This is a genomic window from Enterobacter sp. ODB01 (assembly GCF_001623605.1).
Taxonomy (GTDB): domain Bacteria; phylum Pseudomonadota; class Gammaproteobacteria; order Enterobacterales; family Enterobacteriaceae; genus Enterobacter; species Enterobacter kobei.
The window spans coordinates 1,475,554-1,491,073 of record NZ_CP015227.1 but is presented as its reverse complement, the minus strand read 5'-3'; the positions used below and the strand labels follow the sequence as shown (position 1 = coordinate 1,491,073).

The following is a 15,520-nucleotide window of genomic DNA, read 5'->3' as shown; positions in this document are numbered from 1 at the left end:
CCAGTCCCCTTAAGACTGCAAGACGTCTGCAAGGCGTTCAAGACGGCCGCGTACGCTGCCATCAATGACCATATCACCCGAGCGGATGATTACGCCTGCCATTACAGACTTATCGATTTTGCAATTCAGCTTAACTTTGCGTGACAGACGTTTTTCCATCGCGGCGGTGATTTTCGCAAGCTGTTCATCACTCAGTTCAGTCGCTGAAGTCACTTCGACTTCAGCTGTTGCTTCACTAAGGGCACGTAAGTGCTCAAACTGCTCGAGAACATCCGGGAGCACACGGAGACGACCATTTTCTGCCATCACCTTAATCAGGTTCTGGCCGTTGGCATCCAGTTGCTCTCCGCACACGGCGATAAACGACGCGGCGAGAGTTTCAGGCGCTAACGCACCGGAAAGCAACTCGGCCATTTGTTCGTTTTTCGTCACCTCAGCGGCAAACGCCAGCATATTCTGCCAGCGATCGACATTTTGGTGTTCGATAGCAAAGTCAAAAGCTGCTTTGGCGTAGGGGCGAGCTACCGTAACAAATTCAGACATCAGCCCCTCCCTCCTTACAGTTCAGCGACAAGTTTGTCCACGATGTCGCTGTTAGCAGCTTCATCCACGGAACGTTCGATGATCTTCTCGGCGCCAGCAACAGCCAGAATCGCAACCTGCTTACGCAGTTCTTCACGAGCACGTTTACGCTCAGCTTCAATTTCAGCCTGAGCCTGTGTCACGATCTTAGTACGTTCCTGTTCTGCTTCAGCTTTGGCTTCGTCCAGGATCTGCGAACGGCGTTTGTTAGCCTGTTCGATGATGACCTGAGCTTCCGCTTTCGCTTTTTTCAGCTGGTCTGTCGCGTTGGCCTGTGCAAGGTCCAAATCTTTCTTAGCGCGTTCTGCAGAAGCCAGACCGTCAGCAATTTCTTTCTGACGTTTTTCGATGGCAGCCATTAAAGGCGGCCATACATACTTCATGCAGAACCAGACAAAGAGAATAAACGCGATGGCCTGGCCGAGGATTGTTGCGTTCATGTTCACAGCACAATACCTCTTAAATTTCTGTGGCTTGGGGTTTTAAAACAACTACTACGCGACAGCAAACATCACGTACAGACCCAGACCTACAGCGATCATTGGGATAGCATCCACCAGACCCATAACGATAAAGAACTGAGTACGCAGCAGAGGAATCAGATCAGGTTGACGCGCTGCGCCTTCCAGGAATTTGCCCCCGAGGATGCCGATACCGATCGCAGCACCGATAGCCGCCAGACCCATCATCACAGCGGCAGCCATGTACAGCAGATCCATATTCAGGTTTTCCATGACAGTCTCCAGTTTGTTTCAATTAAAACGTAGTAGTGTTGGTAAAAAATCAGTGCTCTTCAGACGCCATCGACAGATAGACGATCGTCAGAACCATGAAGATAAAGGCTTGCAGCGTAATGATCAGGATGTGGAAAATGGCCCATGGCACATTCAGAATCCACTGTGACCACCACGGCAGAAGACCCGCGATCAGAATGAAAATCAGCTCACCCGCATACATGTTGCCGAACAGTCGCAGACCCAGTGAAACAGGTTTGGACAGCAGGCTAACGCCTTCCAGGATCAGGTTGACCGGAATAAACGCCCAGTGGTTGAACGGCTGCAAGGTAAGCTCTTTCACAAAGCCGCTTACGCCTTTCATTTTGATGCTGTAGAAAAGAATCAGGATAAACACGCCCAGCGCCATCGACAGAGTGATGTTCACGTCCGCAGACGGTACAACACGCAGCGCAGGCAGGCCGAAGATGTGCTCGCCGATGAACGGCAGCAGGTCAATTGGCAGCAGGTCCATCAGGTTCATCAGGAAGACCCAAACGAACACGGTCAAGGCCAGCGGAGCAATCAGCTTGCTCTTACCATGGTACATGTCTTTCACGCTGCCATGGACGAAGCCGATGATCATTTCAACGAATGTCTGGAATTTCCCTGGAACACCGCTGGTCGCCTTTTTAGCAACGCTGCGGAACATGGCCAGGAACAGAAGACCCAATACCACCGAGAAGAACATGGAGTCGATGTTGATCGTCCAGAAGGTGGCCGGGGGGTTATGCGGATCCACCAGCGAGAATGTACGCAGGTCCAGCTGAAGGTTATTCAGATGGTGACCTATGTAATCCTGCGGCGTCATATTTTCTGAAGCCATGATGCCTTTTACCCTTTGTTATTGATTACAGCTGGAGCCAGAACTTGTACCACCAGCACCAAAACCCACGTTGCTATCAGCGGCATGAAGACCACTTTCAAAACCGCCAGCGCCATCACCAGTAGAGCAAAGGTCAGCAACACCTTACACACTTCGCCAAGAGCGAAGGACCAGGCCACGCGGCCTTTGGCGGGTGTATGCGCCTGATGACGCCAGGCAAAAATCATAAATAACACGTTTGGCAGCACAACTGCCAAACCCCCGCACACGGCGGAGATGCCCCAGAAGGGGTCTTTGAGGCTAAACAGCAGTCCACTTGCTATCACAGCCAGAAACTGAATGAACAGAAGCTTACGAGCAACGTTTCTACTCAAGAGCGACACAGACATCACGTTTTTACTCCTGCTCCCTTCGAGGTATGCCGCGTGTCGTATAAAACGTCCTTTAAGGCTCAGAGTCAAGCATCAAAAAGCGGACAAATTATACGGTGCGTACCCGTGATTTCAAACATTAAGTAGCGAAAAGGTGAATAAATGTTTAAATATTTTTCCCCACCGCTATTTTTCAACTTTCGCTGAAAGCATCGACCTTCGAGCAAAACTGCAAACAGCGCGAAAACGTTGACTACAAAGCGTGCACGAGATCACAAAACACACATTTGCGATAAGGTTGTATTTATCAAAGCCGTAAATCGCACAGGAGTATCTTTCTGAAATCAAAGATAAAATATCGCAACTATTTTCAAAACAGCCCCGTACACAATAAAAACCCTTTATTGACATTCTTAATAAATAATTAACATCACACTCTGATTACAGTCATCCACTTTTAGCAGACTGATATTTTCATAGTTGACTATCTTCACGGTGAATAATAGGCGCAACGTTAACCATAAGAAAAACCATGGTAAAAAAGAGGTTAAATGCTAACGGGTAAATCCATGTGAGTTGTGCTGTTTTTTAACATCACCAGAACAGCACAAATTCCACATTTTTTATTAATTTTTTAAAAATTGTTTGGCTTAATTATCACCAGATGACGTTCACCGTCGAGCTGAGGAATGTTTAATTTCTCGATGGATTCAACGGCAAAACCGTCCGGAAGCTGTTCAATTTCATCACCCGGCAGTTGCCCTTTCAGCGCATAGAAACGCCCTTTCTCTTCTGCGGGCAAATGTTTACACCAGCTCACCATGTCATTGAGTGAAGCAAAGGCGCGGCTGATAACACCGTCAAACGGCGGTTCTGCCGGAAACGCCTCTACCCTGCTTTGAACGGGCGTGATGTTCTCAAGCTTCAGCTCATGCTGAACCTGTCGTAAAAAGCGCACGCGCTTACCGAGGCTGTCCAGCAGCGTGAAATGACTTTCCGGCCGGACAATCGACAGCGGAACCCCTGGCAGACCGGGCCCCGTGCCAACGTCGATAAAACGCTCACCCTTCAGATACGGTGCAACAACGATGCTATCGAGAATATGGCGTACCAGCATCTCGTTGGGGTCGCGTACCGACGTCAGGTTGTACGCTTTGTTCCATTTGTTCAGCATATCGACATAGGCCACCAGCTGGTTTTTCTGGTGATCGGTGAGCGAAATACCTGCCTGATCCAGCAGACGAGAGAGTTTGTTGAGCACGGTGAATACCTGTTGGAAAACTTAGGTGGCGGGTGGCGCTTCGCTTACCCGCCCTACGGGTTCAGTAGGCCCGGTAAGCGCATCGCCACCGGGCAATGTTCTGGGCATTACGCGCTGCGGCGCAGCATACCCTGTTTCTTCAACCACACCAGCAGAATCGAAATCGCGGCGGGCGTAACGCCAGAGATACGTGATGCCTGGCCGATGGATACCGGTTTATGATCGTTCAGCTTAGCGATCACTTCGTTGGAAAGCCCCGTCACCTGACGGTAGTCCAGCATTTCCGGCAGCAACGTGTTTTCGTTACGCTGCTGTTTTTCAATCTCATCCTGTTGGCGCGCGATATAGCCTTCGTACTTCACCTGAATTTCGACCTGTTCAGCGGCTTCGGCATCTTCAAGACCCGGGGCGAACGCGGTGAGTTTCACCAGATTCTCATAGGTCACTTCCGGACGACGCAGCAGATCTTCACCGCTGGCTTCACGTGAGAGCGGCGCAGTTAAGTGAGCGTTCACTTCGGCAGCGGTTTCCGCCTGTGGATTAACCCACGTGGTTTTCAGACGCTGACGTTCCTGTTCAATGCGCTCCAGCTTCTCGTTAAAGCGTGCCCAGCGTTCGTCATCGACCAGACCCAGCTCGCGGCCCATTTCAGTCAGACGCAGGTCGGCGTTATCTTCGCGCAGCATCAGGCGATATTCCGCACGAGAGGTAAACATACGGTACGGTTCTTTAGTGCCCAGGGTGCAGAGATCGTCAACCAGTACGCCCAGATAGGCCTGAGAACGCGCCGGGGCCCAGCCCTCTTTTTCGGCAGAGAAACGGGCAGCGTTCAGACCGGCCAGCAGACCCTGTGCAGCCGCTTCTTCGTAACCGGTGGTGCCGTTAATCTGGCCCGCGAAGAACAGACCGTGGATGAATTTGCTCTCCAGGGTTGGCTTCAGGTCACGCGGGTCGAAGAAATCGTACTCAATAGCGTAGCCAGGGCGAACGATTTTCGCATTCTCCATGCCCTGCATTGAGCGAACAATCTGCATCTGCACATCGAACGGCAGGCTGGTGGAGATACCGTTCGGATAAATTTCGTTTGAGGTTAGCCCTTCCGGCTCCAGGAAGATCTGGTGCTGGTTACGATCGGCAAAGCGCATCACTTTGTCTTCGATCGACGGGCAGTAACGCGGACCGATCCCTTCGATCACACCGGCGTACATTGGGCTGCGATCGAGGTTATTGCGGATCACGTCATGGGTTTTTTCGTTGGTATGCGTGATGTAGCACGGTACCTGCTGCGGATGTTGCGCCGCATTGCCCATGAACGAGAAGACCGGCATCGGGTTATCACCGTGCTGTTGCGCAAGCACGCTGAAATCAATGGTGCGCGCGTCAATACGCGGCGGTGTGCCAGTCTTCAGGCGGCTTACGCGCAGTGGCAGTTCACGCAGACGACGAGAGAGCGGAATGGATGGCGGATCGCCTGCACGGCCACCGCTGTAGTTATCCAGACCAATATGAATTTTCCCGTCCAGGAAGGTGCCGACGGTCAGTACCACCGCTTTGGCGCGGAATTTAAGGCCCATCTGGGTCACAGCACCCACGACGCGATCGTTCTCAACGATAAGATCTTCTACCGCCTGCTGGAAGATCATCAGGTTTGGCTGATTCTCCAGCGCGGTACGTACGGCCTGACGATAAAGCACGCGGTCTGCCTGTGCACGAGTGGCACGCACTGCCGGCCCTTTACTCGCGTTTAGTATCCTAAACTGGATGCCTGCATGATCGATCGCTTTCGCCATCAGGCCGCCAAGCGCATCCACTTCTTTTACCAGGTGTCCTTTCCCAATGCCGCCAATCGCCGGATTACAGGACATTTGTCCCAGCGTGTCGATATTGTGTGTCAAAAGCAGGGTCTGTTGACCCATACGCGCTGCGGCCATTGCGGCCTCAGTGCCTGCGTGACCCCCGCCAATGATGATGACGTCAAAAGGATCCTGATAAAACATGGTGGTCTGCCTCGCGTAAAGCGGTATGAAAATGGATTGAAGCCCGGGCCGTGGATTCTACTCAACTTTAGTCTTTCGAGAAAGCATTGGGATCCTGGGCTATTAAAAAGAAGATCTTTTTATTTAGAGATCTGTTCTATTGTGATCTCTTATTAGGATCGCGTACTTGTGTGGATAAGTCCGATCCGGCAAATAAGATCATGCAGTTAGGAAGGATCGTTTGCTGTGAATGATCGGTGATCCTGGACCGTATAAGCTGGGATCAGATCGCGACTTTATACACAGGCTAAAAACGATACAACAGTTGTTCTTTGGATAACTACGGGTTAATACGAGCTTTTAACCAGAGTTATCCACATCTGATCGCGCGATCTTTAATCGTTTTTGAGTAAATTTTTCCATTCACCCAACCAGATCTCGGCCGGATCCTCCGGAATATCATGATCGAGGATGTTGATCTTGAGTGTTTCACCCAGCTGTTTTGCTCCGCAAGAGGTGATAACAGCTTCGACTTTCTCTATTGCCCCGCAAAAGGTGTCATATTCACGACTGCCGATCCCCACAGCGCCAAAACGGACCTTTGAGAGGTCAGGCTGCTGTTCCTGCAGTTCGTCATATAAAGGTTGCAGGTTATCCGGCAGATCGCCCGCGCCATGCGTGGAGGTGATCAGCAGCCAGACCCCGTCAGTCGGGAGATCTTCAAGCAGCGGTCCGTGCAGGGTTTGTGTTGAAAAGCCCGCATCTTCCAGCTTCTCAGCCAAATGTTCCGCTACATATTCCGCACCACCGAGGGTGCTGCCGCTGATAAGGGTAATGTCCGCCATTGATCGCTCGCTCAGATAAAGAGGGAGATATTGTACGCTGTGAACGAGCTGGGATCTACCTGTGGAAAATGTGGGAATGAATTTGCCCGATCATGGGCGGATGGTACGCATGATCGGGTTTTGCAGGGAGATCAGTGTCTCGGTGGACTGAATTTCATCAATTGTTTGGATCTTGTTGATAAGTACCTGCTGGAGGGCATCGATGGATCGGCACATCACTTTTATAAAGATGCTGTAGTGCCCCGTGGTGTAGTACGCCTCGGTGACCTCATCCAGCGCATTGAGCCTGGCCAGGGCGGAAGGATAGTCTTTTGCGCTTTTAAGAATGATGCCGATAAAGCAGCAGACGTCGTAACCCAGCTGCTTCGGGCTGACGTCAATGCGCGCGCCGGTAATGATCCCCGCCTGCTTCATTTTCTCTACGCGAACGTGAATGGTTCCCGGGCTGACACCAAACTGTTTCGCCAGTTCGGCGTAGGCGGTACGGGCATTGGCCATTAACGCCTCGAGGATGCCGCGGTCGAGATTGTCGATCTGATAATTTTCCATAGCTTTTTCTTATGAAGATTGATGATTCTTTCTATTCTAGCGTCATATTTTATCGATTCAAAAGTGAAGTCGGCTTTTTGTTGTTGAGTTATTGAATTAAGTGCCGGTTCTGTTGCTTAATCATTACCAACAGGACGCAGGAGTATAAATAATGAAAACCGCTTACATCGCAAAACAACGCCAGATCAGTTTCGTTAAATCCCATTTTTCCCGCCAGCTGGAAGAGAAGCTTGGGCTGATTGAGGTTCAGGCACCAATTCTGAGCCGGGTGGGCGACGGGACGCAGGATAACTTGTCTGGATGCGAAAAAGCGGTACAGGTGAAAGTGAAAACACTGCCAGATGCCCAGTTCGAAGTGGTTCATTCCCTGGCGAAGTGGAAGCGTCAAACCCTGGGACAACACGACTTCAGCGCGGGCGAAGGGCTTTACACGCACATGAAAGCCCTTCGCCCCGATGAAGACCGCCTCTCACCTATTCACTCTGTTTACGTTGACCAGTGGGACTGGGAGCGCGTGATGGGTGATGGCGAGCGTCACCTCGGCACGCTGAAATCCACCGTTGAGGCGATCTACGCCGGGATCAAAGCGACTGAAGCGGCCGTGAGCAAAGAGTTTGGTCTGGCACCGTTCCTGCCGGACACGATCCACTTTGTTCATAGCCAGGCACTGTTGAGCCGTTTCCCGGATCTTGATGCCAAAGGCCGTGAACGTGCGATCGCGAAAGAGTTGGGTGCAGTATTCCTGATCGGCATTGGCGGCAAACTCTCTGATGGCAAACGCCACGACGTCCGTGCGCCGGATTATGATGACTGGAGCACCGCGGGCGAGCACGACTATGCCGGGCTGAACGGCGATATCCTGGTCTGGAACCCGGTACTGGAAGATGCATTTGAGCTCTCCTCTATGGGGATCCGCGTGGATGCCGACGCGCTGAAACGCCAGCTGGCGGTGACCGGTGACGAAGATCGTCTCAAATTAGAGTGGCACCAGGCGTTGCTGCGCGGCGAAATGCCGCAGACCATCGGGGGAGGGATCGGCCAGTCCCGTCTGACCATGCTGCTGCTGCAACTGCCGCATATTGGTCAGGTACAGTGTGGCGTCTGGCCGCAGCAGGTGCGTGACAGCGTGGGATCTCTTCTTTAATTAACGCTGCCAGCGTCTGAGCAGACGGCTACGCAACCCGGTATCAAAGCGCCAGATATGATCGAAGATGCGCATGATGCCGGGTTTTCCATGAGCGGACATCGCGACGGCGTGAAAACGGTGCTGATGTACCCGCTGTAACTCCTTCACTTTATTAACCACATCATCCGGCAGTCGCTGGGCGATAAAATCGGAAATGACGACCGCATCGGCGTCGTACCAGTCACCCCCCTGCATCCGCTCAACGATGCTGCGAAAGCAGCTGGCCAGGTCAGTGCCCCCGCGAAAACGCTGGCTTAAAAAACGGATTGCCTGCTCTATTCCCTGCTGGTTCGTCAGCTCATAACCCACGACTTCGCTGGAGAAGAGCATGATGAAGCAGCGACGGCGGTCGGCGAGCGCCACGCGCATCAGTGCCAGGCAAAACGCTTTTGCACACTGTTCGTTAAATCCGCCCATCGAACCGGACGTATCCACACAAACAATAAACGGCCCGCGCGGCTGTTCATCAAAATCCTGATGGACGACCGGACGCTGGCTAAGTTTCTCGCGCCACGCTTCGCCGTGCAGCCGGTAGGTAAGAAGCTGTTTTTCCACCAGCCGACGGTAGAACTCATACTCCAGCTCGGTCATTCCCAGCGTGCTCAGTTCGGTGGGCAGCAGGCGCAGAATGTCATCGCTCTGCTGGAGCCCGTCGACCTGTTCTGGCACGGTTGCCGGTTCACGCACCAGGGTGCGGAAGGTTTCCATCGGGGCATCCTTCTTTGGAACTGATTTTGCCTCCCTTGAGCGCCCCAGCTGTTCAGCAAGCTTCATCAATTCCGGCTGCTGCGCCAGAAAATCGCCGTATTTGACGATCAACTGGTAATCTCCGCGTTTGAGCTGACCGGCACTCATGTCCCAGAGACGTCCTGCGGCGTTTTCATTTTCCACCAGCACCTGCTCAAGCTGACCGCTTAAGGTCATGCGTTCCTGAACTTCACTGAGCAGCTGTTCACGTTCTTCATCCAGCAACTGCTGGTTTAACGTTGTGGCCTGAACCACCAGACTGAGGCGCCAGCGTTGTAAAAAGAGAGTATGCAGTGCGGGGGTAAAGGTGGCGTTATCCGTGACCAGCGCCCGGGCCTGGCTGGCAAACGGAGAGTGGACGTTATCGAGTACTGCCAGGGTTTGTGGGAGCTGGACGATAAACTGCGTCGTGGAGAGCCGTTGACACTGTTGATAGGCCGCGACTTCCTCCGTCAGTTCCGGCGGAACTTCAGTCTCTTTGAATCGCTGTCGCAGATTATCTCGCCAGCGCGGAAGATCGTCGGTCATCGCCTTTTTGAGCTTCGGGAATTTTTCAAAAAACGCCGCCAGCTGTGGCGACGCCAGAAGGGTAATCACCACCTCCTCGATCAACCCTTCCTCGCTGACCGCCAGCATCACGTTGAGCGTGTCCAGCGTTAGCATTGACGCGCCTGTTTGATCTGCGCGCTGACATCCTGCAGGCTGGCTTCGATGCGACCTAACCAGTCGCTATGAATAAAGAGGCATTTTTGCTGCTCGCTAAAGCGGGTGTGCTGCTGGTGCCATTCGGTATCCAGGGCGTCCAACTGCTGTTTGATCTCTTCCGGCACGCTGTCAGAAGCGGTGCCAGGAAGCGCAAGACGCGAGCCCTGCAGGCTGACGTCGCGGATTACCAGGTGCTGGCTGCTGTCTACTTCCATCGTGAGCGGCTGCGCGAAACCGATGCCGTTGAGTTTTCCGCGGATCTCACCGCCTTTGTCGAGCCACTGAGACAGCGCCTCGCGCTCAACCGTAATGTGTACCACCTGCATATCATGCAGTTTGAGCGGCTGCTGGAGCAGCAGCGTTAGCGTCGTACCGGTCAGATCGGCGGGGAGCTCGTAATGCGGTTTGCGGGCGAACATACCGCCCAGACGATTGACTTTCAGCGCCGTTTTATCACTTTGCTGCTGTTGGAGCTGGATGCGGCGTTGAGTAATCGCCCCCAGCTGGTTGAGCATCGCCTGCTGCCCCCATGCGTGTCCGGTCATCAATACGTCCAGCTGCTGCTGCATCAGGTTCATGCCTTCTGCGTCGTGCCAGAGGCAGTCTTTCAGCAGGATCAGATCGATGGGCGCGACGGCATCACGACCGCTGAACAGGGCGCTTGCCTGGAGCAGACGAATCGCCTTTTTCCAGCGACGGTCCGAGACATACGGTGCGGAAGGAAGTAAATCAAGCTGCTGGCGCAGCATGAAGATCAGTTCAAAAACGGCATCGGGCAGTTTGATTTTGCCGATCTCTTCCTGCCACTGGTAATACTCCTCGTCCGTCACCTGCAAAGAAGCCGCCACCGGGTTTTCGTTCTCATCCTGCTGGCTGACCAGCATAGAGCGGAAGTTTGACTTGTCCTGGACTTTATCGAGCCACAGGCGGATCAGCATACGGTCATACAGCGCTTCCAGGCTGCTGTCGGCTTCGGGCAGTTCGTTTGACGCGGCCACCAGCAGACGCATGGGGATTTTCTCTTCGCTGGCCCCGTTGCGAAACCGGCGTTCGTTAATCGCCGTGAGCAGGGTGTTCAGGATTGCCGGGCCGGCTTTCCAGATCTCATCGAGAAAGACAATTTCTGCTTCCGGAAGATAACCCGCTGTCAGACGCTCATAACGCCCCTCGTCTTTGAGGGCCTGAATAGAGAGCGGACCGAAAACCTCTTCGGGGGTGGAGAAGCGCGTCATGAGATATTCAAAGGCGCGAGCATTCTGAAAAGCGAACTTCAGGCGGCGTGCGATCAGGCTTTTGGCAATGCCCGGCGGACCCAGCAGAAACACGCTTTCACCGCTCAACGCTGCCAGTAAGCAAAGGCGAATGGCGTGGCTACGCTCGAAAAGGCCTTTCTCTAGCGCACTGCTGAGGCGGGAAATTCTTTCTGCTAATAAATGTGAGTGAGCCATAATAGTTTTGCATCCTTTCGCCGTCGTGGCGGCCAATTGAAGCGAGTATAGACGTTTCAGTCAGAGCTGGTAATAGGCTGAAGTGCGGCGCAATTTTCTTTGCGCTACATTAATGCGGTTGCATTTAGGGGTTCGATTTTGCAACGAATCGTGCATACTGTGCGCTTTTTGTGGGCCAAGGGACCGGGAACACATTTGTTATTTAAACGAAAAGACTAGTCTATGAGCACTGATAATAAGCAATCATTACCCGCAATAACGCTTGCTGCGATCGGGGTTGTCTACGGTGATATCGGTACCAGCCCGCTTTATACGCTTCGTGAATGTCTGTCCGGCCAGTTTGGCTTTGGTGTTGAGCGTGATGCCGTGTTTGGCTTCTTGTCACTCATCTTCTGGCTGCTGATCCTGGTTGTTTCTGTTAAATATCTCTCCTTCGTTATGCGTGCAGATAACGCGGGCGAAGGCGGGATCCTGACCCTGATGTCCCTTGCCGGGCGCAACACCTCCGCCAGAATGACGTCCGTGCTGGTGATTATCGGCCTGATCGGCGGCAGTTTCTTCTACGGAGAGGTGGTTATCACACCCGCCATTTCGGTCCTCTCGGCGATAGAGGGCCTGGAGATTATTGCGCCACAGCTCGATACGTGGGTGGTTCCGCTGGCGATAATCGTATTAACGCTGCTGTTTGCGATCCAGAAGCACGGTACCGGGCTGGTGGGTAAACTGTTTGCGCCGATTATGCTGGCCTGGTTCCTGATCCTCGCGGCCCTCGGTTTGCGCAGCATTATTGCTAACCCTGAAGTGCTGCATGCCCTGAATCCTTACTGGGCCGTGCATTTCTTCCTTGAATATAAAGTTGTCTCCTTCGTGGCGCTTGGCGCGGTCGTGCTCTCCATCACTGGCGTTGAGGCGTTGTATGCCGATATGGGGCACTTCGGGAAACTGCCTATCCGCGTGGCATGGTTTATTGTGGTGCTGCCGTCGCTGGTGCTGAACTACTTCGGTCAGGGCGCGCTGCTGCTCAAGAACCCGGAAGCGATTAAGAACCCGTTCTTCCTGCTGGCGCCTGACTGGGCGCTGGTACCGATGCTGATTCTGGCGACGCTGGCGACCGTCATTGCTTCTCAGGCGGTGATTTCGGGGGTGTTCTCTCTGACGCGCCAGGCCGTGCGTCTGGGGTATCTCTCGCCAATGCGCATCATCCATACTTCAGAGATGGAGTCGGGTCAGATCTACATTCCGTTCGTTAACTGGCTGCTCTATTTCGCGGTTGTGATTGTTATCGTGAGCTTTGAGCACTCCAGTAACCTGGCGGCGGCGTACGGTATTGCGGTAACCGGTACGATGGTGCTGACATCGCTTCTTTCCACTACCGTGGCGTACCGAAACTGGCACTGGAATAAATTCCTTGTGGCAATGATTCTGGTGGGCTTCCTGTGCATCGACGTGCCGTTGTTCTCTGCTAACCTCGACAAGATTGTCTCCGGCGGCTGGCTGCCGCTGACGCTGGGTCTGGTGATGTTCATCGTGATGACCACGTGGAAGAGCGAGCGCTTCCGTCTGCTGCGTCGTATGCATGAGCACGGTAACTCTCTGGAGGCGATGATCGCTTCCCTGGAGAAATCCCCGCCGGTGCGCGTGCCGGGAACGGCGGTGTATATGTCTCGTGCCCTGAACGTCATCCCGTTCGCGCTGATGCATAACCTCAAGCACAACAAGGTTCTTCACGAGCGCGTGATCCTGCTGACGTTGCGTACCGAAGATGCGCCGTATGTTCACAACGTGCGTCGCGTGCAAATCGAGCAGCTGTCCCCGACATTCTGGCGCGTGGTGGCGAGTTACGGCTGGCGCGAAACGCCAAATGTGGAAGAGGTGTTCCACCGCTGCGGTCTTGAAGGGCTAAGCTGCCGGATGATGGAGACGTCGTTCTTTATGTCGCACGAGTCGCTGATTATCGGCAAGCGTCCCTGGTATCTGCGCCTGCGCGGTAAGCTTTATCTTATCCTGCAGCGTAACGCCCTGCGTGCGCCTGACCAGTTTGAGATCCCGCCTAACCGCGTGATTGAGCTGGGAACGCAGGTCGAGATTTAAGTCCTTCTGCGGGCTGATTCCCTCACCCCGACCCTCTCCCACAGGGAGAGGGCGCAAACATAAAAAACGGTAACCTGACGGTTACCGTTTTGCATTTACCTCCCCCTCTATTTCACTTAGCGAAACGTTTCGACGTTGATCACAAATCTGTTACGCCATGATGGTTTTCTGAACACTCTTGCGGCTACACTCTTTTTAGCGAAACGTTTCGCTAGTGGAGCAGAAAATGAAGAAAGGCACAGTTCTCAACTCAGAAATCTCATCGGTCATTTCCCGTCTTGGTCATACCGATACGCTGGTGGTTTGCGATGCAGGCTTACCGGTTCCGCGCAGCACAACCCGTATTGATATGGCGTTAACGCAGGGAGTTCCTTCGTTTATGCAGGTACTGGATGTGGTGACGTCGGAGATGCAGGTTGAGGCGGCCATTCTCGCGGCGGAAATCAAACAACATAATCCGCAGCTCCACGAAACGTTGCTTAAGTTTATTGAGCAACTGCAGCAACACCAGGGAAACACCATAGAAATTCGTTACACAACGCACGAGCAGTTCAAACAACAAACCGCAGACAGTCAGGCGGTGATTCGCAGCGGGGAGTGTTCCCCGTATGCGAATATCATTCTCTGTGCTGGCGTCACCTTCTGAGGCCATCATGGACGCATTACTGCAACTCAAGGGGATCGATAAATCGTTCCCGGGCGTAAAAGCCCTCTCCGGTGCGGCGCTGAATGTCTACTCCGGTCGCGTGATGGCGCTGGTGGGCGAAAACGGTGCGGGCAAATCCACCATGATGAAAGTGCTGACCGGGATTTACCAACGTGATGCCGGTTCGCTGCTCTGGCTGGGTAAAGAGACCACCTTTAACGGCCCGAAATCTTCTCAGGAAGCGGGTATCGGTATCATCCACCAGGAGCTAAACCTCATCCCGCAGCTCACCATTGCGGAGAACATCTTCCTCGGCCGTGAGTTTGTGAACCGGTTTGGCAAAATCGACTGGAAAACCATGTACGCCGAAGCGGACAAGCTGCTCGCGAAGCTGAACCTGCGCTTTAAGAGCGACCGTCTGGTAGGCGAGCTCTCCATCGGCGATCAGCAGATGGTGGAAATCGCGAAGGTGCTGAGCTTTGAATCCAAAGTCATCATCATGGATGAGCCGACCGACGCTCTGACTGATACCGAAACCGAATCCCTGTTCCGCGTGATCCGCGAGCTGAAATCGCAGGGTCGTGGGATTGTCTATATTTCTCACCGCATGAAAGAGATCTTCGAGATTTGCGATGACGTCACCGTCTTCCGCGACGGGCAGTTTATTGCCGAGCGCGAAGTGGCGACGCTGACCGAAGATACGCTCATCGAAATGATGGTGGGACGTAAGCTGGAAGATCAGTATCCGCGTCTGGATAAAGCACCGGGTGAGATCCGCCTGAAGGTGGATAACCTCTGCGGTCCGGGCGTTCACGATGTGACCTTTACCCTGCGCCAGGGTGAGATCCTCGGTGTCGCGGGTCTGATGGGCGCGGGACGTACCGAACTGATGAAAGTGCTCTACGGCGCACTGCCGCGCACCAGCGGTTATGTCACCCTCGACGGTCATGAAGTGGTGACGCGCTCTCCGCAGGATGGACTGGCGAACGGTATCGTCTATATCTCTGAAGACCGCAAGCGCGACGGTTTAGTGCTGGGCATGTCGGTAAAAGAGAACATGTCGCTTACCGCGCTGCGCTATTTCAGCCGCAGCGGCGGCAGCCTTAAGCATAAAGACGAGCAGCAGGCGGTCAGTGATTTTATCCGTCTTTTTAACGTCAAAACGCCGTCAATGGAGCAGGCGATTGGCCTGTTGTCCGGTGGTAATCAGCAGAAAGTGGCGATTGCCCGCGGGCTGATGACGCGCCCGAAAGTCTTGATCCTCGACGAGCCAACCCGCGGCGTAGACGTGGGCGCAAAGAAAGAGATCTATCAGCTGATTAACCAGTTCAAGGCCGACGGGCTGAGCATCATTCTGGTCTCTTCCGAGATGCCAGAAGTATTAGGCATGAGCGATCGCATTATCGTCATGCATGAAGGGCATCTCGGCGGTGAATTCACTCGCGAGCAGGCCACCCAGGAAGTTCTGATGGCTGCCGCTGTGGGCAAGCTTAATCGCGTGAATCAGGAGTAAG

The 15,520-nt window shown here is 53.5% G+C and carries 15 protein-coding genes; 4 read left to right on the top strand and 11 right to left on the bottom strand.

What is annotated here, in order from left to right; all coding sequences use genetic code 11:
• Positions 1 to 9: 9 nt before the first annotated feature.
• The 9 genes from atpH to asnC all read right to left on the bottom strand — a co-directional run bounded on the left by atpH (position 10) and on the right by asnC (position 7,183).
• The gene (gene atpH, locus A4308_RS07120) at positions 10 to 543 is read right to left on the bottom strand and encodes a F0F1 ATP synthase subunit delta (RefSeq protein WP_008500192.1); all 534 of its coding nucleotides are present in this window, start codon (positions 541 to 543) and stop codon (positions 10 to 12) included.
• Between the two features lie 14 nt (positions 544 to 557).
• Positions 558 to 1,028 carry a F0F1 ATP synthase subunit B gene (gene atpF, locus A4308_RS07115; RefSeq protein WP_003862370.1) on the bottom strand — a complete coding sequence of 157 codons (471 nt, stop codon included), beginning with the start codon at positions 1,026 to 1,028 and terminating at the stop codon, positions 558 to 560.
• A gap of 48 nt (positions 1,029 to 1,076) precedes the next feature.
• A complete protein-coding gene (atpE, locus tag A4308_RS07110) occupies positions 1,077 to 1,316 on the bottom strand; it encodes a F0F1 ATP synthase subunit C (RefSeq protein ID WP_000429386.1) in 240 nt (79 codons plus the stop codon).
• A 49-nt stretch (positions 1,317 to 1,365) separates the two neighbouring features.
• Positions 1,366 to 2,181 (bottom strand): F0F1 ATP synthase subunit A, encoded by an 816-nt coding sequence (gene atpB, locus A4308_RS07105; protein WP_014881883.1) that lies wholly within the window; start codon positions 2,179 to 2,181, stop codon positions 1,366 to 1,368.
• Positions 2,182 to 2,189: 8 nt separating this feature from the next.
• Positions 2,190 to 2,570: a F0F1 ATP synthase subunit I gene (gene atpI / locus A4308_RS07100; RefSeq protein WP_008500194.1), complete on the bottom strand. Its 381-nt coding sequence runs from the start codon at positions 2,568 to 2,570 to the stop codon at positions 2,190 to 2,192.
• A gap of 616 nt (positions 2,571 to 3,186) precedes the next feature.
• Complete coding sequence (rsmG, locus tag A4308_RS07095) at positions 3,187 to 3,813, bottom strand: 16S rRNA (guanine(527)-N(7))-methyltransferase RsmG (protein ID WP_014881881.1); 627 nt, start codon at positions 3,811 to 3,813, stop codon at positions 3,187 to 3,189.
• Between the two features lie 107 nt (positions 3,814 to 3,920).
• On the bottom strand, positions 3,921 to 5,810 hold the full coding sequence (gene mnmG, locus A4308_RS07090; protein WP_008500196.1) for a tRNA uridine-5-carboxymethylaminomethyl(34) synthesis enzyme MnmG: 1,890 nt from the start codon (positions 5,808 to 5,810) through the stop codon (positions 3,921 to 3,923).
• Positions 5,811 to 6,184: 374 nt separating this feature from the next.
• Positions 6,185 to 6,634: an FMN-binding protein MioC gene (gene mioC / locus A4308_RS07085; protein ID WP_045134507.1), complete on the bottom strand. Its 450-nt coding sequence runs from the start codon at positions 6,632 to 6,634 to the stop codon at positions 6,185 to 6,187.
• A gap of 90 nt (positions 6,635 to 6,724) precedes the next feature.
• A complete protein-coding gene (gene asnC / locus A4308_RS07080) occupies positions 6,725 to 7,183 on the bottom strand; it encodes a transcriptional regulator AsnC (RefSeq protein WP_014881879.1) in 459 nt (152 codons plus the stop codon).
• A 151-nt stretch (positions 7,184 to 7,334) separates the two neighbouring features.
• Between asnC and asnA the strand changes: the two genes are divergently transcribed.
• Complete coding sequence (gene asnA / locus A4308_RS07075; protein WP_023331652.1) at positions 7,335 to 8,327, top strand: aspartate--ammonia ligase; 993 nt, start codon at positions 7,335 to 7,337, stop codon at positions 8,325 to 8,327.
• On the opposite strand, the gene viaA is transcribed toward asnA, so the two are convergent.
• On the bottom strand, positions 8,328 to 9,779 hold the full coding sequence (gene viaA / locus A4308_RS07070; RefSeq protein WP_023331651.1) for an ATPase RavA stimulator ViaA: 1,452 nt from the start codon (positions 9,777 to 9,779) through the stop codon (positions 8,328 to 8,330).
• A complete protein-coding gene (ravA, locus tag A4308_RS07065; protein WP_023331650.1) occupies positions 9,773 to 11,269 on the bottom strand; it encodes an ATPase RavA in 1,497 nt (498 codons plus the stop codon). The genes viaA and ravA overlap by 7 nt, the downstream gene beginning before the upstream one ends.
• Positions 11,270 to 11,491: 222 nt before the next feature.
• Here ravA and kup point away from each other — a divergent pair, with 222 nt between their 5' ends.
• The 3 genes from kup to rbsA all read left to right on the top strand — a co-directional run bounded on the left by kup (position 11,492) and on the right by rbsA (position 15,519).
• Positions 11,492 to 13,360, top strand: coding sequence for a low affinity potassium transporter Kup (gene kup / locus A4308_RS07060; protein WP_014881875.1), 1,869 nt, complete (start codon positions 11,492 to 11,494; stop codon positions 13,358 to 13,360).
• A 226-nt stretch (positions 13,361 to 13,586) separates the two neighbouring features.
• Positions 13,587 to 14,006, top strand: a complete 420-nt coding sequence (rbsD, locus tag A4308_RS07055) for a D-ribose pyranase (protein WP_014881874.1) — start codon at positions 13,587 to 13,589, stop codon at positions 14,004 to 14,006.
• 7 nt (positions 14,007 to 14,013) lie between these two features.
• Positions 14,014 to 15,519 (top strand): ribose ABC transporter ATP-binding protein RbsA, encoded by a 1,506-nt coding sequence (gene rbsA / locus A4308_RS07050; RefSeq protein ID WP_023336493.1) that lies wholly within the window; start codon positions 14,014 to 14,016, stop codon positions 15,517 to 15,519.
• Position 15,520: the final 1 nt, after the last annotated feature.